Origin of the sequence: Burkholderia reimsis, assembly GCF_003294055.1 — a bacterium.
GTDB classification, from domain to species: domain Bacteria; phylum Pseudomonadota; class Gammaproteobacteria; order Burkholderiales; family Burkholderiaceae; genus Burkholderia; species Burkholderia cepacia.
The window spans coordinates 235,777-255,261 of the sequence record NZ_QMFZ01000001.1; the positions used below are offsets into that span (position 1 = coordinate 235,777).

16 protein-coding genes are annotated in these 19,485 nt (G+C 66.9%); 11 read left to right on the forward strand and 5 right to left on the reverse strand.

Going from position 1 to position 19,485, the window contains the following annotated elements:
* Window positions 1-126 precede the first annotated feature (126 nt).
* Complete coding sequence (locus DPV79_RS01050) at window positions 127-534, forward strand: MAPEG family protein (protein ID WP_048027470.1); 408 nt, start codon at window positions 127-129, stop codon at window positions 532-534.
* The gene (locus DPV79_RS01055) at window positions 509-1,519 is read left to right on the forward strand and encodes a PLP-dependent cysteine synthase family protein (RefSeq protein ID WP_244321689.1); all 1,011 of its coding nucleotides are present in this window, start codon (window positions 509-511) and stop codon (window positions 1,517-1,519) included. The genes DPV79_RS01050 and DPV79_RS01055 overlap by 26 nt, the downstream gene beginning before the upstream one ends.
* A 704-nt stretch (window positions 1,520-2,223) precedes the next feature.
* Here DPV79_RS01055 and DPV79_RS42465 read toward each other — a convergent pair.
* Window positions 2,224-2,376, reverse strand: a complete 153-nt coding sequence (locus DPV79_RS42465) for a hypothetical protein (protein WP_165843473.1) — start codon at window positions 2,374-2,376, stop codon at window positions 2,224-2,226.
* A gap of 110 nt (window positions 2,377-2,486) precedes the next feature.
* On the opposite strand from DPV79_RS42465, the gene DPV79_RS01060 reads away from it, so the two are divergent.
* The 5 genes from DPV79_RS01060 (at window position 2,487) to DPV79_RS01080 (ending at window position 9,190) form a co-directional block, all read left to right on the forward strand.
* Window positions 2,487-3,086 carry a LysE family translocator gene (locus DPV79_RS01060; protein ID WP_060067513.1) on the forward strand — a complete coding sequence of 200 codons (600 nt, stop codon included), beginning with the start codon at window positions 2,487-2,489 and terminating at the stop codon, window positions 3,084-3,086.
* A gap of 496 nt (window positions 3,087-3,582) precedes the next feature.
* Window positions 3,583-5,199: a tryptophan halogenase family protein gene (locus DPV79_RS01065; protein WP_113044538.1), complete on the forward strand. Its 1,617-nt coding sequence runs from the start codon at window positions 3,583-3,585 to the stop codon at window positions 5,197-5,199.
* On the forward strand, window positions 5,199-6,284 hold the full coding sequence (locus DPV79_RS01070; protein ID WP_113044539.1) for a monodechloroaminopyrrolnitrin synthase PrnB family protein: 1,086 nt from the start codon (window positions 5,199-5,201) through the stop codon (window positions 6,282-6,284). The genes DPV79_RS01065 and DPV79_RS01070 overlap by 1 nt, the downstream gene beginning before the upstream one ends.
* A gap of 65 nt (window positions 6,285-6,349) precedes the next feature.
* The gene (locus DPV79_RS01075) at window positions 6,350-8,050 is read left to right on the forward strand and encodes an NAD(P)/FAD-dependent oxidoreductase (protein WP_048027462.1); all 1,701 of its coding nucleotides are present in this window, start codon (window positions 6,350-6,352) and stop codon (window positions 8,048-8,050) included.
* 24 nt (window positions 8,051-8,074) lie between these two features.
* On the forward strand, window positions 8,075-9,190 hold the full coding sequence (locus tag DPV79_RS01080) for a Rieske 2Fe-2S domain-containing protein (protein ID WP_059492937.1): 1,116 nt from the start codon (window positions 8,075-8,077) through the stop codon (window positions 9,188-9,190).
* A gap of 285 nt (window positions 9,191-9,475) precedes the next feature.
* On the opposite strand, the gene DPV79_RS01085 is transcribed toward DPV79_RS01080, so the two are convergent.
* Window positions 9,476-9,733 carry a DUF4148 domain-containing protein gene (locus DPV79_RS01085; protein ID WP_059492936.1) on the reverse strand — a complete coding sequence of 86 codons (258 nt, stop codon included), beginning with the start codon at window positions 9,731-9,733 and terminating at the stop codon, window positions 9,476-9,478.
* A gap of 200 nt (window positions 9,734-9,933) precedes the next feature.
* Here DPV79_RS01085 and DPV79_RS01090 point away from each other — a divergent pair, with 200 nt between their 5' ends.
* Together DPV79_RS01090 and DPV79_RS01095 are read left to right on the forward strand one after the other, a co-directional pair.
* Entirely contained in the window at window positions 9,934-10,611 is a 678-nt protein-coding gene (locus DPV79_RS01090; RefSeq protein ID WP_021160488.1) for a heavy metal response regulator transcription factor, read from the forward strand.
* Window positions 10,608-12,119: a heavy metal sensor histidine kinase gene (locus DPV79_RS01095; RefSeq protein ID WP_113044540.1), complete on the forward strand. Its 1,512-nt coding sequence runs from the start codon at window positions 10,608-10,610 to the stop codon at window positions 12,117-12,119. The genes DPV79_RS01090 and DPV79_RS01095 overlap by 4 nt, the downstream gene beginning before the upstream one ends.
* On the opposite strand, the gene DPV79_RS01100 is transcribed toward DPV79_RS01095, so the two are convergent.
* The 3 genes from DPV79_RS01100 to DPV79_RS01110 all read right to left on the reverse strand — a co-directional run bounded on the left by DPV79_RS01100 (window position 12,100) and on the right by DPV79_RS01110 (window position 18,361).
* Window positions 12,100-13,641: an efflux transporter outer membrane subunit gene (locus DPV79_RS01100; protein ID WP_113044541.1), complete on the reverse strand. Its 1,542-nt coding sequence runs from the start codon at window positions 13,639-13,641 to the stop codon at window positions 12,100-12,102. The two genes, DPV79_RS01095 and DPV79_RS01100, sit on opposite strands and share 20 nt — an antisense overlap.
* A 30-nt stretch (window positions 13,642-13,671) precedes the next feature.
* Window positions 13,672-15,063 carry an efflux RND transporter periplasmic adaptor subunit gene (locus DPV79_RS01105; RefSeq protein ID WP_113044542.1) on the reverse strand — a complete coding sequence of 464 codons (1,392 nt, stop codon included), beginning with the start codon at window positions 15,061-15,063 and terminating at the stop codon, window positions 13,672-13,674.
* Window positions 15,064-15,133: 70 nt separating this feature from the next.
* A complete protein-coding gene (locus tag DPV79_RS01110) occupies window positions 15,134-18,361 on the reverse strand; it encodes an efflux RND transporter permease subunit (protein ID WP_113044543.1) in 3,228 nt (1,075 codons plus the stop codon).
* A gap of 269 nt (window positions 18,362-18,630) precedes the next feature.
* On the opposite strand from DPV79_RS01110, the gene DPV79_RS01115 reads away from it, so the two are divergent.
* Together DPV79_RS01115 and DPV79_RS01120 are read left to right on the forward strand one after the other, a co-directional pair.
* Complete coding sequence (locus tag DPV79_RS01115; RefSeq protein ID WP_021160494.1) at window positions 18,631-18,909, forward strand: DUF4148 domain-containing protein; 279 nt, start codon at window positions 18,631-18,633, stop codon at window positions 18,907-18,909.
* Between the two features lie 13 nt (window positions 18,910-18,922).
* Entirely contained in the window at window positions 18,923-19,186 is a 264-nt protein-coding gene (locus DPV79_RS01120) for a hypothetical protein (RefSeq protein ID WP_113044544.1), read from the forward strand.
* Window positions 19,187-19,485 lie beyond the last annotated feature (299 nt).

Here is a 19,485-nt window from a genome sequence, read left to right on the forward strand (position 1 = left end):
TGTCGCGATTGTCGCTATTAATGTCATTTGTGACTATGGATCAGACCTCGTCGCGAGTCTAGACTGCGAAGCATTTCCGGCATCCGCAGATCTCTGCCGCACCTTCTGTTCGACAAGGCCAATCCGATGACATTTTCGCCAGAACTTCACCTGCTGACGCTCACTGCACTCGCCACGCTGCTGATGTGGATTCCGTACATGCTGGCCAGGATCACGACGCGTGGCCTGATGGCGGCCCTGAACAATCCCGATCCGTCCCGTCCGCCCGATCCGCCGTGGGCGGAACGCGCACGTAGCGCGCATGCGAACGCGATCGAGAATCTCGCCGTGTTCGCCCCGCTCGTGCTGATGTGCGCGATGACGGGGGCGAGCGGCCCGGCGACGGTGTTCTCGGCCAAGCTTTATCTGGGTGCCCGGTTGGTTCACTACGTGGTCTACGCCGCCGGCATTCCCGTCGTTCGCACGATCGCTTTCCTGGCCGGCTTCGCGGCGACGCTCACGTTCGCTGTTGCATTGCTCGGACACGCGAGCTAACCCCACGCACTTGCGTTTCACTTGCCCGCTTACTTCAGAGGTCACCATGAAATCGACTCCCGGCAACATCCTCGACACGATCGGCAACACGTCACTCGTCCCGTTGCGAAACGTCGTCCCGAAGAACGGCGCACGCCTTTTCGTCAAGCTCGAAAGTCAGAATCCAACCGGCAGCATGAAGGATCGGATCGCGCTCGAGATGATCGAAGCTCCCGAGCGGGATGGGCGCCTGAAGCCCGGCGGCGCAGTGGTCGAATACACCGGCGGCAGCACCGGCGTGTCGCTGGCGCTGGTGTGTGCCGTCAAGCGGCATCCGCTGCATCTGGTTTCATCGGATGCGTTCTCGAAGGAAAAGCTCGATCACATGCGCCTGCTGGGCGCGAAGCTGACGCTCGTCCCCAGCGACAACGGCAAGCAAACCGAGAAGCTGACGAAGGACATGATTCGCGAAGCGCATCGAATTGCCGGCGAGACGGGCGCATACATCACGGCGCAGATGGAAAACACCGATCAGCTCAACGCCTATACGAAGATGGCCGACGAGATCTGGGAGCAGACCGGCGGCCGCCTCGACGGTTTCGTCCAGAGCGTCGGCACGGCCGCGTCGCTGCGCGGGATTTCGCGGCGCTTGCGCGAACACGATGCACGCATTCGGATCGCCGGTGTGGAGCCGGCCGAATCTGCGGTACTGTCGGGTGGCTCTACCGGAGCGCACAAGATCGACGGGATCGGCGCGGGTTATGTCGTGCCGCTTTGGCGCAACGGGATTGCTGACGAGCTCGAGCGTGTCTCCACGGAGGAGGCGAGAGCCATGGCGTTCCGACTGGCCGCCGAAGAGGGGTTGTTCTGCGGTACGTCGACCGGAGCCAACGTAACCGGTGCATTGCGACTCGCCGAACGGCTTGGCCCGGACGCCACGATCGTGACGATCATGTGCGACACCGGCATGAAGTACCTGAAGTCGTTCGCGCAAACGACGGGCTGAAGGCCATTCGTCGTAGCCGTATCGTTCTGCACCGAGACCGGTTTCGTCATGCGTATCAGGTGAACGACGATCGGCGCGACCGGCACGACGCTGATGATTCAGTGGCGGGCATCGCGCCGTGCTGGCGGGAAGGCCCCGGGTTCACTCACGTCCGCCTCACGCATGGATGATGCATCGCTCTACTGACCGACATGAAAGGATTCCTGATAACAAAGAGGTGGAGCGAATGAAAAGGGACGGCGTCTGCGACGCGGCCCTCTACCGTTGATCGACGATCGACCGGTGCCGCATCGGGATGCGCGTGCGACGGCGGACAGTCGTTACGGTTGGTCGGCAGCAGTGCGTCGGCTTCGGTATCGGCATCGATCGGTTGCTGGCAGACTTCGGCGCGCGTGAGCGACGCCAGCGTGGACGGTGTGAAAGTCAGCGTGCCGAACGGCAGGATCGGTGCCTGCTATTAACCTATATGGATCCGGCCATTGGCGGCATTGGCGGATTTGGCCCGCAGCGTATTCAAAGTGATGCGCAGGTGATGCTTGCCTTTACCGCGCGATTCTCTTCGCGGCTATTGGGGCCATCCTGATCGTCGTGACCCGATTAAGCGATTAATGGCACGTAATCGAATCAATCACGTGGAAAGTTACGCTTTGCTTTTCAGAATAAAAAATGTGTGATTGAGTAACATTGATTGCGTCTATTTTAAATCACGCGCAGGCATTTTCAGGCGCGGCATAATTCGGATCGGCGGCGTACAATTCGCTGCGAAACGGCAATGCCGTGACAAATTCATCATTCCCAAAAATCCCGTTGAAACCAGTTGGTTTGCTCTGATCGCCATTAGCATGGTTGCCGGGCACAGCTAGCGCCTGTCGCGCACGCCCACAGCAGCCCGAATGCAGAATGACCCCAACCGATACGACAACTCGCCCCGACACATGGCGACCGTCATCGACACCAAGGAAGCAAGATGCCGACATTCCAGGTGATGTTGAAGATGGCACTCTACGTTTCGCTGGTCCTGGCCACGCCAGGCCCGACAAATACCTTGTTGCTGTCCTCGGGAATCAAGGTCGGCTTCCGGCAATCGTCGCGACTCCTGGTGGCGGAGGCATCGGGCTACGGCTTCGCGATATCCCTGTGGGGTTTCTTCCTGGCGACCTTCGCGGCCACGCGGCCCTGGCTTTACGATGTGCTGAAACTGGGGAGTTCGGCCTACATCTTCTATCTCGCCCTGCAGCTATGGAAAAGCCCGCACCTTGACGGTATCCGGTCGGGCACCATCGGCTTTCGCGACATGTTCGTCGCGACAACCATGAACCCGAAGGCGTTGTTGTTCGCCACGGCGATCTTTCCCCCGCAGGCTTTCGTATCGGTTCCGTTCTATCTTTGCTCGATCGCGGTCTTCACGGTGCTCGCCGTGACGATCGGTTCGATGTGGCTTGTCGTCGGCGGCGTCCTGACGGCGCGCCGGTCGCTGGCCACCCATACCGGAACGCTGCTTCGCGGCGCGTCGGTCGTGCTGGCGATGTTCGCGGGCACGCTGGCGTTTTCCGTACTCAACCGCTAAGGCCTGTCGGGCAGCACCCTCTCATCGCCGGGGGCAGGTCAAGTTCGCCGAAATGCGCAAGGGTCGACATCATCGTTTCGCAAATGGTGCCGACCTCATTCGTTTCCCGTTAATTGGGTAGTTCATTTATCGTTTTTATACAATAAATTGATGCGTTGTATGAAAGTGAAATGATTGATTTTTAAAAATGTAAATGCTTGTCGAGAAAGTATCTGGACGATATTTTATGGATTGAATATTTCTCTGGGGTAATGAAAATTGATATGAAATTTTGCGGGATGTGCCGACGTGAACGCTGTTAAGGTGTGTCTGGCAGGTTACGCGAACGGTATGGAAAGCTTCGGAAAGCTGAAGTTTTAGGTGTATTCGATACGCTAATGGCAATTGCCGCATCGGCAAGCCAATCCATTCATGGCGCGTTACCAGACGATTTACGCGTTCAGCTCGATCAGGCGGCACTATCCCTTCAGGTTTCAAATCCTATGAGAACCGTGTCATGAGCAACCCGATCAAGAATATCGTCATCGTGGGCGGCGGCACCGCGGGCTGGATGGCCGCTTCGTACCTCGTCCGGGCACTCCAGCAGCACACGAGCATTACGCTCGTCGAGTCCGCGGCGATCCCCCGGATCGGCGTGGGCGAGGCGACCATCCCGAGTTTGCAGAAGGTGTTCTTCGACTTCCTCGGGATACCGGAGCGGGAGTGGATGCCCCAGGTGAACGGCGCGTTCAAGGCCGCCATCAAGTTCGTGAACTGGAGGAAATCCCCCGAGCGCTCGCGCGACGATCATTTCTACCACTTGTTCGGCACCGTGCCGAACTGCGACGGCGTGCCGCTTACCCACTACTGGATGCGCAAGCGCGAACAGGGCTTCCAGCAGCCGATGGAGTACGCGTGCTACCCGCAGCCCGGGGCGCTCGACGCCAAGCTCGCACCGTGCCTGTCCGACGGCACCCGCCAGATGTCCCACGCGTGGCACTTCGATGCGCACCTGGTAGCCGACTTCCTGAAGCGCTGGGCCATCGAGCGCGGGGTGAAACAGGTGATCGACGAGGTCGAGCAGGTTCACCTGAATGAACGCGGCCACATCGCCAGCCTGTCCACCAAGGAAGGGCGCACGCTGGAGGCGGACCTGTTCATCGACTGCTCGGGCATGCGGGGGCTGCTGATCAACCAGGCGCTGAAAGAGCCCTTCATCGACATGTCCGACTACCTGCTGTGCGACAGCGCGGTCGCCAGCGCCGTGCCGAACGCCGATGCGCGCGTGGGAGTCGAGCCGTACACGTCGGCGATCGCCATGAATTCGGGGTGGACCTGGAAGATTCCGATGCTGGGCCGGTTCGGCAGCGGCTACGTCTTCTCCAGCAAGTTCACGTCGCGCGACCAGGCCACCGCCGACTTCCTCAACCTCTGGGGCCTCTCGGACAAGCAGCCGCTCAACCAGATCAAGTTCCGGGTCGGGCGCAACGGGCGGGCCTGGGTCAACAACTGCGTCGCGATCGGGCTCTCGTCGTGCTTCCTGGAGCCGCTGGAATCGACGGGAATCTACTTCATCTACGCGGCGCTTTACCAGCTCGTGAAGCACTTCCCCGATACCTCGTTCGACCCGCGGCTGGCGGACGCATTCAACGCCGAGATCGTCCACATGTTCGACGACTGCCGGGATTTCGTCCAGGCGCACTATTTCACCGCGTCGCGCGACGACACGCCGTTCTGGCTCGCGAACCGGCACGACCTGCGCCTCTCGGACGCCATCAAGGAAAAGGTTCAGCGCTACAAGGCAGGGTTGCCGCTGACCACCACGTCGTTCGACGATTCCACGTACTACGAAACGTTCGACTACGAATTCAGGAACTTCTGGTTGAACGGAAACTACTACTGCATCTTTGCGGGCCTGGGCTTGCTGCCCGACCGGTCGCTGCCGCTCTTGCAGCACCGGCCGGAGTCGATCGACAAGGCCGAGGCGATGTTCGCCCGCATCCGGCGCGAAGCCGAGCGTCTGCGGACGAGCCTGCCGACCAACTACGACTACCTGCGGTCGCTGCGCGACGGCGGCGCGGGGTTGTCTCGCAGCCAGCCCGGGCCGACGCTCGCGGCGCCGGAAATCCTGTAGTGGAGCGCACCCTCGACCGCGCATGCGCATTCGCGGCGACGCACGCCGCGGTGGCGGCTTGCGATCCGCTGCGGGCGCGGGCACTCGTTCTGCAACTGCCGGGCCTGAACCGCCAAAAGGACGTGCCCGGCATCGTCGGCCTGTTGCGCGAGTTCCTCCCGGTGCGCGGCGTGCCCGCCGGCTGGGGCTTCGTCGAAGCCGCCGCCGCGATGCGGGACATCGGGTTCTTCCTGGGCTCGCTCAAGCGGCACGGCCACGAGCCCGTGGACGCGGTGCCCGGGCTCGAGCCGGTGCTGCTCGACCTGGCGCGCGTGACCGGCCTGCCGCCGCGCGAGACGCTCCTGCACGTGACGGTCTGGAACCCCGCGGCGGCCGACGCGCAGCGGAGCTACACCGGGCTGCGCGACGAAGCGCACCTGCTCGAGAGCGTGCGCATCTCGATGGCGGCGCTCGAGGCGGCCATCGGGATGACCGTCGAGCTGTACGACGTGCCCCTGCGGTCGCCGTCGTTCGCCGAAGGGTGCGACGAGCTGGCGGACTATCTTCACAAGATGGTCGAATCGATCGTTTATGCCTACCGCTATATCTCGGTGCAGGTCTTCTACGACGAGCTTCGGCCGTACTACGAACCGATTCGGGTCGGAGGCCGGAGCTACCTCGGCCCCGGCGCGGTGGAAATGCCGCTCTTCGTGCTGGAGCACGTGCTGTGGGGTTCGCAATCGGACCACCCGGGTTATCGGGAATTCAAGGAGACGTACCTGCCCTACGTGCTTCCCGCGTTCGGGGCGATCTACGCGCGGTTCGCCGGGGCGCCGTCGCTCGTCGACCGCGTGCTCGGCGAGGTGCAGGCGACCGGCGCGCGGGGCGAGTCCGTCGTGGCCGGGCTGGCCGCCCTCGACCGCGTCTTCGAGATCCTGCTGCGCTTCCGCGCGCCGCACGTCAAATTGGCGGAGCGGGCGTACGAAGTCGGGCGAAGCGGCCCGACGATCGGCAGCGGGGGGTACGCGCCCAGCATGCTCGGCGATCTGCTCACGCTCACGCGTGCCGTGCGGTCCCGCCTTCGCGCCGCGCTCGACGAGCCCTGACACCCGACGCCCGACACCCGACGCGTGCGGCCATGTGTTCCATCTCACAAGGAGAGTGTGCCCCCATGACTCAAAAGAGCCCCGCGAACGGGCGCGACAGCAACCACTTCGACGTGATCATCCTCGGGTCGGGCATGTCCGGCACCCAGATGGGGGCGATCCTGGCCAACCAGCAGTTTCGCGTGCTGATCATCGAGGAGTCGTCGCACCCGCGCTTCACGATCGGCGAATCGTCGATCCCCGAGACGTCCCTGATGAATCGCATCATCGCCGATCGCTACGGCATTCCGGAGCTCGACCGCATCACGTCGTTCTACGCGACGCAGCGTTACGTCGCGTCGAGCACGGGCATCAAGCGCAACTTCGGCTTCGTGTTCCACAAGCCCGGCCAGGAACACGACCCGAAGGAATTCACGCAGTGCGTGATTCCCGAGTTGCCGTGGGGCCCGGAAAGCCACTATTACCGCCAGGACGTCGACGCCTACCTGTTGCAGGCCGCGATCAAGTACGGCTGCACGGTGCGCCAGAAGACGAACGTGACCGAATACCATGCCGACAAGGACGGCGTCGCGGTGACCACCGCCCAGGGCGAACGGTTCACCGGACGGTACATGATCGATTGCGGCGGGCCGCGCGCGCCGCTCGCGACCAAGTTCAAGCTCCGCGAAGAGCCGTGCCGATTCAAGACGCACTCGCGCAGCATTTACACGCACATGCTCGGGGTCAAGCCGTTCGACGACATCTTCAAGGTCAAGGGGCAGCGCTGGCGCTGGCACGAGGGAACCCTGCACCACATGTTCGCGGGCGGCTGGCTCTGGGTGATTCCGTTCAACAACCACCCGCGATCGACCAACAACCTGGTGAGCGTCGGCCTGCAGCTCGACCCGCGCGTCTATCCGAAAACCGACATCTCAGCACAGCAGGAATTCGACGAGTTCCTCGCGCGGTTCCCGAGCATCGCGGCGCAGTTCCGCGACGCCGTGCCGGTGCGCGACTGGGTCAAGACCGACCGCCTGCAATTCTCGTCGAGTGCCTGCGTCGGCGACCGCTACTGCCTGATGCTGCATGCGAACGGGTTCATCGACCCGCTGTTCTCCCGGGGGCTCGAGAACACCGCGGTGACCATCCATGCGCTCGCGGCGCGCCTCATCAAGGCGCTGCGCGACGACGACTTTTCTCCCGAGCGTTTCGAGTACATCGAGCGCCTGCAGCAGAAGCTGCTGGACCACAACGACGACTTCGTCAGTTGCTGCTATACGGCGTTCGCGGACTTCCGCCTGTGGGACGCGTTCCACCGGCTGTGGGCGGTCGGCACGATCCTCGGGCAGTTCCGGCTCGTGCAGGCCCATGCGAGGTTCCGCGCGTCGCGTGACGAGGGCGACCTCGACCACCTCGACAACGACCCTCCGTACCTCGGATACCTGTGCGCGGACATGGAGGGGTACTACCAGTTGTTCAACGACGCCAAGGCCGAGGTCGAGGCCGTGAGCGCCGGGCACAAGGAGGCCGGGGAGGCCGCGGCGCGGATTCACGCCCTCATCGACGAACGCGAGTTCGCCAGGCCGATGTTCGGCTTCGGGTACTGCATCACCGGTGCCAGGCCGCAACTCAACAACTCGAAGTACAGCCTGGTGCCCGCGATGAAGCTGATGCACTGGACGCAAACCAGCGCGCCGGCAGAGGTGAAACGGTACTTCGACTACAACCCGATGTTCGCGCTGCTCAAGGCGTACATCACGACCCGCATCGGCCTGGCGCTGAAGTAGCCGGCCGACACCGCCAGGAAAACGATGAACGACGTTCAATTCGATCAAGCGGTCGCCACGGAGCAAGCCCCGGGGGTGTACGACGCGACCACGCGCGTGGCCGCGAGCTGGTACGTCGCGATGCGCTCGGACGACCTCAAGGACAAGCCGACGGAGTTGACGCTGTTCGGCCGTCCGTGCGTGGCGTGGCGCGGCGCGACCGGGCGGGCGGTGGTGATGGATCGCCACTGCTCGCACCTCGGCGCGAACCTGGCCGACGGGCGGGTCACGGACGGGTGCATCCAGTGCCCGTTTCACCACTGGCGGTACGACGAGCAGGGCCGGTGCGTTCACATCCCCGGGCACAGCCAGGTGGTGCGGCAGCTGGAGCCCGTTCCGCGCGGCGCGCGTCAGCCGACGTGGGTCACCGCGGAGCGGTACGGCTACGTGTGGGTCTGGTACGGCTCCCCGCAGCCGCTGCACCCGCTGCCCGAAATCGCCGCGGCCGACGTCGACAACGGCGACTTCATGCACCTGCACTTCGCGTTCGAGACGACGACGGCGGTCTTGCGGATCGTCGAGAACTTCTACGACGCGCAACACGCGACCCCGGTGCACGCGCTCCCGATCTCGGCCTTCGAACTCAAGCTGTTCGACGACTGGCGCCCGTGGCCGGAGGTCGAGCCGTTGGCCCGGGCGGGCGCGTGGTTCGGTGCCGGGATCGACTTCACCGTGAACCGGTACTTCGGGCCCCTCGGCATGCTGTCGCGTGCGCTCGGCCTGAACATGTCGCAGATGAACCTGCACTTCGACGGCTACCCCGGCGGGTGCGTGATGACCGTCGCGCTGGACGGAGACTTCAAGTACAAGCTGCTCCAGTGCGTGACGCCGGTGAGCGACGGCAAAAACGTCATGCACATGCTCATCTCGATCAAGAAGGTGGGCGGCGCCTTGCGCCGCGCGACCGACTACGTGCTGTTCGGGTTGCAGACCCGACAGGCCGCGGGGTACGACGTCAGGATCTGGAACGGGATGAAGCCGGACGGCGGCGGTGCGTACAGCAGGTACGACAAGCTCGTGCTCAAGTACCGCGCGTTCTACCGGGGCTGGGTCGACCGCGTCGCCGAGACGGGCGGCGCTCGACCGCACCGCCGCGAGTGAGCGGCGAGGCGTGAGGCGAGGCGTGAAGCGGCGGCCGGGAACCGGCCAATGAGCAGGATCGCGCCGGCAACGCATGCGGCCGGCACGCCCGGGCCGAGCACGGGTTTTTTTTCGCGTTCATCGTTTCACGTCGTCGGGCAGGCGGGCGGCCGTCGGGCCGGTGCGCTCAAGCGCCTGAGCCACAAGGATTTCGGGGGCCCGGCTGCGGGTGCCGCGAAATCCGCCGACAGGCGCCGGGTCGGCGCGCGATCCGGCTGTCGGCCGGCTGCCGGACACAGGCGGAGATCAATTGCCGGCCGATGCCGTCGCGACCGGCGCCGCATCGGGATGCGCGCGCGCGTAAAGCTGGCGATTGCGCGCGATCTGCGCGTGCGACGGCGGATAGTCGTTCCGGTCCGTCGGCAGCAGGCCGCCGGCTTCGGCATCGATCAGCTGCTGGTAGATTTCGGCGCGCGTGAGCGGCGCCTGCGTGGACTGGGCGAAGGCCTGTGTACCGAACGGCAGGCTCAGCGCGGCAACGACAAAGGCAGTGAAGAGTTTCATGGCGATTCCCTGGTGGGTTGAACGAACGGGCGAGTGGGGCGGCCCCACGTATCCCATTCTGGTTGCCGCGGCAGTCACGACGCTGACCCGCCGATTACAGATTTGTAATCCGCCCGTTTCGCGCTTGCACGATGCGGCTCGCGCGCCGCGTTTCCCGGTAACATCGGCGCATGTCACCACCCCATGCGACGGAGCCGACCATGCGCATCCTGATAGTCGAAGACGAACCGAAGACCGGCGCGTACCTGAAGAAAGGGCTCGAGGAATCCGGCTTCAGCGTCGATCTCGCGAAGGATGGCGGCGAGGGCCTGACGCTCGCGCAGGAGGAAAGCTACGACGTGATCGTGCTCGACGTGATGCTGCCCGTGCTCGACGGCTGGAGCGTGCTCAAGCGGCTGCGCGACACGCATGCGACGCCCGTGCTGTTCCTGACCGCGCGCGACGACGTGCAGGATCGTGTGCACGGCCTCGAACTCGGCGCCGACGACTACCTCGTGAAGCCGTTCGCATTCGTCGAGCTGCTTGCGCGGATCCGCACGCTCGCACGGCGCGGGCCGCCGCGCGAGACGGAGCGCATCGCGGTGGGCGACCTGGAGATCGACGTCGTGCGCCGCCGCGTGAAGCGCGGCACCGTGCGGATCGACCTGACGCCGCGCGAATTCTCGCTGCTGCAACTGCTCGCGCGCCGGCAGGGCGAGGTGCTGAGTCGCACGCAGATCGCGTCGTACGTGTGGGACATGAATTTCGACAGCGACACCAACGTCGTCGAAGTCGCGATCCGGCGGCTGCGCGCGAAGATCGACGACGATTTTGCGGTCAAGCTGATCCATACGGTGCGCGGCGTCGGCTACGTGCTCGAACCGAAGGACGCCGCATGACGCTCGGCCGCTTGATCGGCCGCTCGATCGGCGCGACGCTCGCGCTCGCGTTCGGCGCGACCATGCTCGCCGTCTTCGCGCTTGTCGGCACCTATGTGTATACGGCCCTCGAGCGGCAGGTGAGCACGCAGGACGACCTCGACATCGTGCTCGCCGCGCGGCACACGCGCCGGCTGGCGGGCGAGCTCGATTCGCTCGACGCGGTGCGCACGCATGCGGACCGGCTGACGAGCCAGGTGCTCGGCAACGCGGCGCTGTCGATCGCCGTCGTCGACGGGCAGGGCAACGTGCTCGCGCGCCACAACGTCGAGCGCACCGGGTTCGAGGACTCGCCCGAGCCGGCGGCAGCCGCATCGACGCCCACCTCGCCCACCTCGCCCGCGCTGCCGGCATTGCCCGACGCCGAGCTGTTCCCGCCGCACGCGACGCCGGTGCCGGCGAACGAACGGATCACCACCGACCGGATCGCGACCTGGACGGCCGGCGGCGGCGTATCCGTGCGCGGCGTCGTCAGCGATGCACAGTTGCGCGACCACTCGACGATCCGGATCGCGATCGCGCGCAACATGAGCGATCGCGCCGCGATGCTCGACGGCTACCGCGACCGGCTGAAGATCGCCGGCGGCCTGGGTGCGCTGTTCGCGATGCTGCTCAGCTACGGGCTGATCCGCACATCGCTCGCGCCGCTGCGCGAGATCGTCGCGAACACGGGCCGGATCACCGTCGACAAGCTCGATACGCGGCTCGACGCGTCGCGTGCGCCGCGCGAGCTGACGGCGCTCGTCGACGCGCAGAACGCGATGCTCGGCCGCCTGCAGCAGGCGTTCGGACACCTGTCGCAATTCAGCGCGGATCTCGCGCACGACCTGCGCACGCCGCTGAACAACATGCGCGGCGCGACCGAGGTGGCGCTCGCGCGGCCGCGTTCGCCCGACGAGTACCAGGCGTTGCTCGAATCGAATCTCGAGGAATACGACCGTCTCGCGCGGATGATCGAGAACGTGCTGTTTCTCGCGCGCGCCGAGCATCCGGGTTTCGTCACGCGGCAGCGTGCGTTCGACGTGCACGACGAACTGGAGCGTATCGCCGGTTATTTCGAAGGGCTCGCCGACGAAGCAGGATCGACGCTGCGCGTCGACGGGCACGGGCAACTGACCGCCGATCTCGAACTGTTCCGCCGCGCGGTCAGCAACCTGCTCGCGAACGCGCTGCGCTATACGCCGGCGGGCGGCGTGATCGCGATGAGCGTCGACGAAACGGCGGATGCGGTGCACGTCGTCGTCGCGAACCCGGGCGAGCCGATCGATCCCGCGCTGCTGCCGCGCATCTTCGAGCGTTTCGTGCGCGGCGACCCCGCGCGCAGCGGCGGCGTGCCGGGCGGCACGGCCGGGCTCGGCCTCGCGATCGTGCGTTCGGTGATGGAATTGCACGGCGGCACCGTACGCGTCGAAAGCGACGCGGCCGGCACGCGCTTCATCCTCACGTTCGTCAGGACGCCGACGGCGTAGCGGCCGCGTGCGCGGCAGCCGTTGCGTGCGCATCCATATCCGTATCCTTGTTCCAGCCGCCGCCGAGCGCCGTCAGCAGCGCGACCGCCGCCTCCATCCGGCGCGCGGCGATCTGGTCGGCCAGGCGCCGGTTCGACAGCGCGATCGTCTGCGCGGTCACGACGTCGAGATAACTGACCGCACCGGCGTTGAAGCGGTTGGTCGTCAGCTTCAGCGACAGGTCGGCCGCGTCGGTCGCGCGCTGCTGGCTGTTCGCTTCCGATGCGAGCGCATCGAGCGCGGACAGTTGATCCTCGACCTGCTGGAACGCGGTCAGCACGGTCTGCCGGTAATCGGCGACCACGCCGTCGTACTGCGCATGCGCGGCGTGCAGCGACGCGCTGCGGCGCCCGCCGTCGAACAGCGTGCCGGCGAGCTGCGAGCCGAGCGACCAGAACAGGCTTGGCGCGGTGAGCCACGGCGCGAAGAACGAACTTTCGAGCCCCGCGCTCGCCGACAGCACCAGGTCGGGAAAAAACGCGGCGCGCGCCTCGCCGATCTGCGCGTTCGCGGCCGCGACGCGCCGCTCGGCCGCCGCGATGTCGGGCCGCCGCTCGAGCAGTTGCGACGGCACGCCGGCCGGGATCGCCGGCACGTCGAATGCCTGCACGCGCGGCGGCAGCGTGAAGGTCGACGCGTTTTCGCCGACCAGCGTCGCGAGCGCATGCTGAAGTTGCGCGCGGGACGCGTCGATGTCGGTGTCCTGCGTCTGCGTCGATTCGAGCTGCGTCTCGGCTTGCGCGACGGCCGACGCGTCGATCGCGCCGTCCGCGAGTTGCTGCTTCAGCAGCTTCAGGGCATCGGCATACGCGCGCACCGTTTCGTCGAGCAGTTGCTTCTGCGTGTCGAGCGAGCGCAGCGCGAAATAGTCGGTCGCGAGCTCGGCCGTGACGGACAGCCTCACGGCCTGCAGGTCGGCCGCGCTCGCGTCGGCATTCGCCTGCGCGCCCGTCACGGCGTCGCGCACGCGGCCGAACAGGTCGGGTTCCCAGCTCGCGGCGACGCCGGCCTGGTAGTCGGGCGTCGTCTTGCCGGCGAGCGACGAGCCGAGCTTGTTCTGCGACAAGCGCGAGCGGCTCTGCGCGACGCCGGCCGTGACGGTCGGCAGGAACCCCGCACGCTGGTAGCCGACCATCGCGCGCGCCTGCTGGAGATCGGCGACGGCTTTCTTCACGGTCTGGTTCGAGATGTCGACGCGCGCTTCGAGCGCGTTCAGTGCGGCGTCGTCGAAGACGGTCCACCAGGGGCCGCGCGACGCGGCATCGGCGGGCGTGGCGACGTTCCAGCCGGGTTGGGAGACGGGGGCGGCCGAAGCGGGTACGCCCGAAGCCGGTACGCCCGTAGCCGGTACCCCCGCATAGCGCGCAGGCACCGCGACGGTGGGGGGCGAATAGGCGGGTAGCGTCGAGCATGCGGTCAACGCGGCGGCGATGCCGAGCGCGACGACGCGGCGTGCGAACGGAAGCGGATGAAAGAGGCACATGGTGGAGATCTCGCGGGTTGTCATGAACGGTCAGCCGTGGGACTGCGTCGACGTCGCGACCGACGTCGCAACCGGCGTCGACGCGGGCGCCGCGACGGCGGCCGGTGCTGTCGCGGCCGCTACCGCGCGAGGCACCGCCGGCACGCCGGTAGCCGAGCCGGCCCGCGCAGCCGCCTGCGCCGCGCCGGGCTCGAGCGCCACGATCTTCACGGTCTCGCCGTCGGCGATCGAATCGCCCGGGTTGTCGATCACCCGATCGGTCGCGGCCAGCCCCGCGACGATCTCGACGTGCGTGCCGAAATCGCGGCCGATCTGCACGGTCTTCAGCGCGGTGGTGCCGTTCGCGGCGACGGTCGCGACCGTCACGCCGTTCGGCCGGAACAGCAGCGCGCTGACCGGCAGCTCGAACGCGGGCGCCGCACTCGCGACGAGCAGGTGCGCCTGCGCATACGCGCCCGGCATCAGCGCGCCGTCGCGGTTGTCGACGTCGATCTCGACCCGCAGCGTGCGCGTCACGGGATCGATCGCGCCCGCGCTGCGCGCCACGCGCGCGACGAAGCGCCGGCCCGGATACTGCTGCGTGGTCAGGTACACGGGCGTGCCGGCCGATACGCCGGCAGCGCTATCCTGCGGGACGTCGACGAACACGCGCAGCGTGTCGGTCTGCTCGAGGTGGAACAGCTCGCCCGACAGCCCCGGGCTGCCCGGTGTGCCGCCCGCCGTGACGAGCGTGCCGACGTCGACGTTGCGCGCGGTGATCACGCCGTCGAACGGCGCCGTCACCGATTCGTACGACACGAGTTCGTTCAGGTGGGCGGCATTCGCCTGCGCGGAGGCGAGCATCGCGCGCTTCGCGTTCATGTCGGCGACCTTCGTATCGGTGTCCTGCTGCGATACCGACTGCGTCTTCAGCATCTCCTGCCAGCGCTGTGCGGTCGATTTCGCGTAGTCGTAGTTCGCCTGCGCGGTCGACGTGTCGGCGTGCGCCTGACGCAACTGCGCGTCGAGGTCGGGCGCCGTGATCTGCGCGAGCGTCTGCCCGGCTTTCACGTGCGTGCCGATATCCGCACTCCAGTGCGCGATGTAGCCGCTCGTGCGCGCGTAGATCGACGCTTCCGCGTAGGGCATCACCGCACCCGGCAGCGTGAGCGTCTGGTCGGCCGGCGCGGCGCCGGGCCGGATCACGGACACCGGCAGCGCCTGCTGCGCGGCCACCTGCACGCGCTGCGCGGCGCGCGCATCGATACGCGGCACGATGCCGGCGGCCAGCAGCGCGGCGGCGAGCGCGAGCGCGGCCAGCGGCACGGCGAGCCTGCGGCCGCGACGGGGCAGCGGCGCGTCGGGTGCGGTGTCGCGCGCGACAGGCGGCACCGCCGCCGTTTCGGCGGAAAGCGGGGCGAGAGGTTCGGTCGAGTCGTTCATGATGGGTTCGAAGTCGGGCGAGTCGGAGGAAATCGGCGGGTATCCAGTCCAGCTATCCGGGTATCCGTGCTCAAGGCAGGGCCGGCGTGTCCGGCACGCGGCGTGCGGTGGCCGCATCGCGTCGCCGTTCGAGCCACGCGTGGACGAAGCCGAACACGACGGGTACGAACAGCAGCGTCGACACCGTGCCGAACGCGAGGCCGCCGATCACCGCGCGGCCGAGCGGCGCGTTCTGTTCGCCGCCGTCGCCGAGGCCGAGCGCCATCGGCAGCATGCCGATCAGCATCGCGAGCGCGGTCATCACGACCGGGCGGAACCGGCTGAACCCCGCATCGAGCGCGGCCTGCCACGGCGGCGTGCCGCCGGCGCTCAGCTCGCGCGCCGCGTTGACGACGAGAATGCTGTTCGCGGTCGCGATGCCGATGCACAGGATCGTGCCGGTCAGCGCGGGCACCGACAGCGTCGTGTTCGTGACGAACAGCATCCACGCGATGCCCGCGAGCGACGCGGGCAGGCCGCTGACGATCACGAGCGGGTCGAGCCACGACTGGAAGTTCACGACCATCAGCAGGTAGACCAGCGCGATCGCGAGCACGAGGCCGCTCAGCAGCCCCGCGAACGACTGGTGCATCGCCTGCACCTGGCCGCGCAGCACGATCGACGAGCCGGGCGGCAGTTGCGCGCGTGCGGCGTCGACGAGCTTCGTCACGTCGGCCGTCACGCCGCCGAGATCGCGGTCCTGCACCGACGCGAAGATGTCGAGCACCGGCTGCACGTTGTAGTGCGACACGACGGCCTGCTGCTCGGCGCGCGAGAAGGTGCCCAGCGTGCCGAGCAGGTTCTGCGCGCCCGCGCCGGCCGCGGGGCCGCCCGCGGGTGTCTGCGGCGATTGCGCGGCGGTCGGCATCGCGATGTTCGCGAGCGACTGCAGCGAATTGACGTCGTACTGCGGCGCCTGCACCAGCACCGGATAACTGACGCCGTTGGCGGGGTTCTGCCAGAAGTTCGGCGTGGTCTGCGAGCTGCCGGACAGCGCGATCAGCAGGTTCTGCGCCACGTCGCGCTGCTGGAGCCCGGCCTGGATCGCCTTGGTGCGATCGACGTCGACGTTGATCGCGGGTGCGTCGCCGGGCTGCTGGATGCGCGCGTCCACGAGGCCGCGCACGCCGCGCAGTTGCGCGAGCAACCGGTTCGCGACCGCGCGGTTCGCATCGAGCCGGTTGCCGACGATCTGGATGTCGATCGGCGCGGGCAACCCGAAGTTGAGGATCTGGCTGACGATGTCGGCCGGCAGGAACGCGAAGGTCACGCCCGGGAACGCCTGGTTCAGCAGGTTGCGCAGCTTCGTCACGTACTGCGCGGTCGGCCGGTGGTTCGGCTTCAGCGTGATCATGATGTCGGCATCGCCGGCGCCGACCGGATCGGACGAGTCGTAGGTCAGGTTGATCCCGCTGACCGGCACGCCGATGTTGTCGAGCACGCCGGCCAGTTCGTTCGCGGGGATCACCGAGCGGATCCGCGTCTCGACCTCGTCGGTCAGGCGCGCGGTCTCCTCGATCCGCGTGCCGGTCGGCGCGCGCAGGTGCAGCCGGATCTCGCCGGTATCGACCGACGGGAAGAAATCCTGCCCGGCGACGGCGAACAGGCTCGTGGAAGCCACGCAGGCGAGCAGGAACGCGGCCGCGAAGCGGCGCCGGTTCGCGATCGCGGCCGACAGCAGCGCGCGATAGCGCGCGCGGACCGCTTCGAAACGGTGCTCGAAGGCGGCCTGGAAGCGCGCGAAGCGAGCGAAGATGCCGCGCGGCGGCTTGCCTTGCCCCTTGGCGCGCATCAGCACCATCGCGAGCGTCGGGATCAGCGTGCGCGAGAAGAAGTACGACGCGATCATCGCGAAGATCACCGCTTCGGCCATCGGCACGAACAGGTAGCGCGCGACGCCCGTCAGCAGGAACATCGGCGCGAACACGATGCAGATCGACAGCGTCGACACGAAGGTCGGCACGGCGATCTCGCCCGCGCCGGTCAGGATCGCCTCCTCGAGCGGCGCGCCGCGTTCGAGGTGGTGCGTGATGTTCTCGATCGCGACGGTCGCATCGTCGACGAGAATCCCGACCGCGAGCGCGAGCCCGCCGAGCGTCATGATGTTGATCGTCTCGCCGAGCGCGGCCAGCGCGCACAGCGACGTCAGCACCGCGAGCGGGATCGTCACGGCGATGATCAGCGTCGCGCGCCAGCTGCCGAGGAACAGCAGGATCATCAGCGCCGTCAGGCACGCGGCGATCAGCGCCTCGCGCGCGACGCCCTGGATCGCCGCTTTCACGAACACCGACTGGTCGCCGAGCGGCGTGATGTGCAGCGCCTTCGGCAGGCCGGCCGCGATCTTCGGCAGCATCGCCTTCACCTGGCCGATGATCGTCAGCGTCGATGCGCTGCCGGTCTTCTCGACCGTCAGCAGCGCCGCGCGCTTGCCGTCGCTGCGCACGATGTTGGTCTGCGGCGCGTAGCCGTTGCGCACGTGGGCCACGTCGCGCACATAGACGACGTTGCCGCCCACGGTCTTCACCGGCAGGTCGTTCAGCGCGGCGACGGTCTGCGTACTGCCGTTCATCTGCACGTTGTATTCGCGCGCGCCGATCTTCGCGGAGCCGCCGGGCAGGATCAGGTTCTGCGCGTTGATCGCGTTGACCACGTCGATCGGCGCGAGCCCCTTGGCCTGCAGCGCGCGCATGTTCAGGTCGACGACGATCTCGGGCACCTTGCCGCCGAACGGCAGCGGCACGGCCGCGCCCTGGACGGTCGCGAGCTGCGTGCGGATGAAGCTGTTGCCGAGGTCGTACAGCTGCTGCTCGGCGAGCGTGCTGCTCGACAGCCCGAGCTGCAGGATCGGCACCGTCGACGCGTTGTACGTGATGATGTTCGGCGGCAGCGTGCCCGGCGGCAGGATCCGCAGGATCGACGCGGAGTTGCTCGAGGCTTCGGCGATCGCGCGATTGATGTCCGCGCCGGGGTGGAAGAAGATCTTCACGACCGACACGCCGTTCAGCGATTGCGATTCGATGTGCTCGATGTCGTCGACGTCGGACGTGAGCGCGCGCTCGAAGTTGGTCGTGATGCGCTTGGCCATGTCCTCGGCGGAAAAGCCGTTGTACGACCAGACGATGCTGACGACCGGGATGTCGATGTTCGGAAAGATGTCGGTCGGTGTGCGCAGGATCGCGAGCGTGCCCGCGATGAAGATCAGCAGCGCGAGCACGACGAACGTATAGGGCCTGCGCAATGCCAGCCGGACGATCCACATGATGTTTTCCTCGAAGCAGGGCAAGGGCGCCGCGATGGATGCGACGAGCGTGCAGTCTGCCGGTGCCGCGTTGACCCGGCCCTGACTCGAAGATTACGAAACGGTTATCTGCGCGTGGCGCCGCAGATTTCAGGATTGTCATGTGGCGGTCAGCGTCGTGCCGGCCGCCGTCACCAGAATGAAGATGTCGGGCGGAGAACCGCATCCGCGGCACCGCCGGCGGCGCATCGACGATGCGTCCTCATCGAACCGTTCTGGGGAGTTTCATCATGAATCGCAGACTGATCGCAGCGACCGCGCTGCTCGCCCTCGCCATCGGCACGCCGGTTGCCGCTTTCGCGCAAGCGTCGTCGTCGGGCCCGACCCGTGCCGACGTGATCGCCGAGCTCGTTCAGGCGCAGCGCGACGGCACCGTGCCCACGTCGAACTGGGACTATCCGCCGAGCCCGTCGACGATTGCGCGCAATCGCGAGCTCTATGCGATCGCGCACGGCGAGCAGGCCACCGCGACCGCGTCGACGCCGGTGCCGGCCGTCAGCGCGCAGTGACCGGAGACAGGCGATGAAGCGCCTTTCCCGGCTGGCGATCGCCGCGCTGCTCGCGGCGGCGGTCGCGCCGGCCTTTGCACGCGGGATGCCGCAATTGCCCGATGACGAGGGTGGGCGCGCGAGCGTGCTGCAAGCGTTGAACCCGGCGCGCGCGGCCGACGCCGGTCGGCCGCATGCGGCCGGCGTCGTGCCGAATCGGGGCGGAGAGACGCCGCGCGGTCGCGACGGCGGCATCGACCGGCGGCTCGGCGTGGCCGGCGATGACGATGCGCGGTAATTCTGGCCGTCGTGAGCGACGGTCGGACAGAAGCGCGCGGTCGGCGCGTTCATGCCGGTATGGGCACCGGGAATGAACGATCCCCAAGCAAAGGCGAGCGCCTGCTGGGGCCGGAACGTCGACTGCATCCCGTGCACGGCCCGGAGCGACCGTGCCGCCAGGCAAAAACTCGTGGCGCTCACCCGGTAGCGGTCGAAGCGATCCGTCAGCCAGCCGCTCGCGACCGAGCCCGGCGTGCCGCCCCAGTTCACGAAGCCGCCTTGCGCGCTGGTATAGCCGGCGTTTTTCATAGCCGGCGC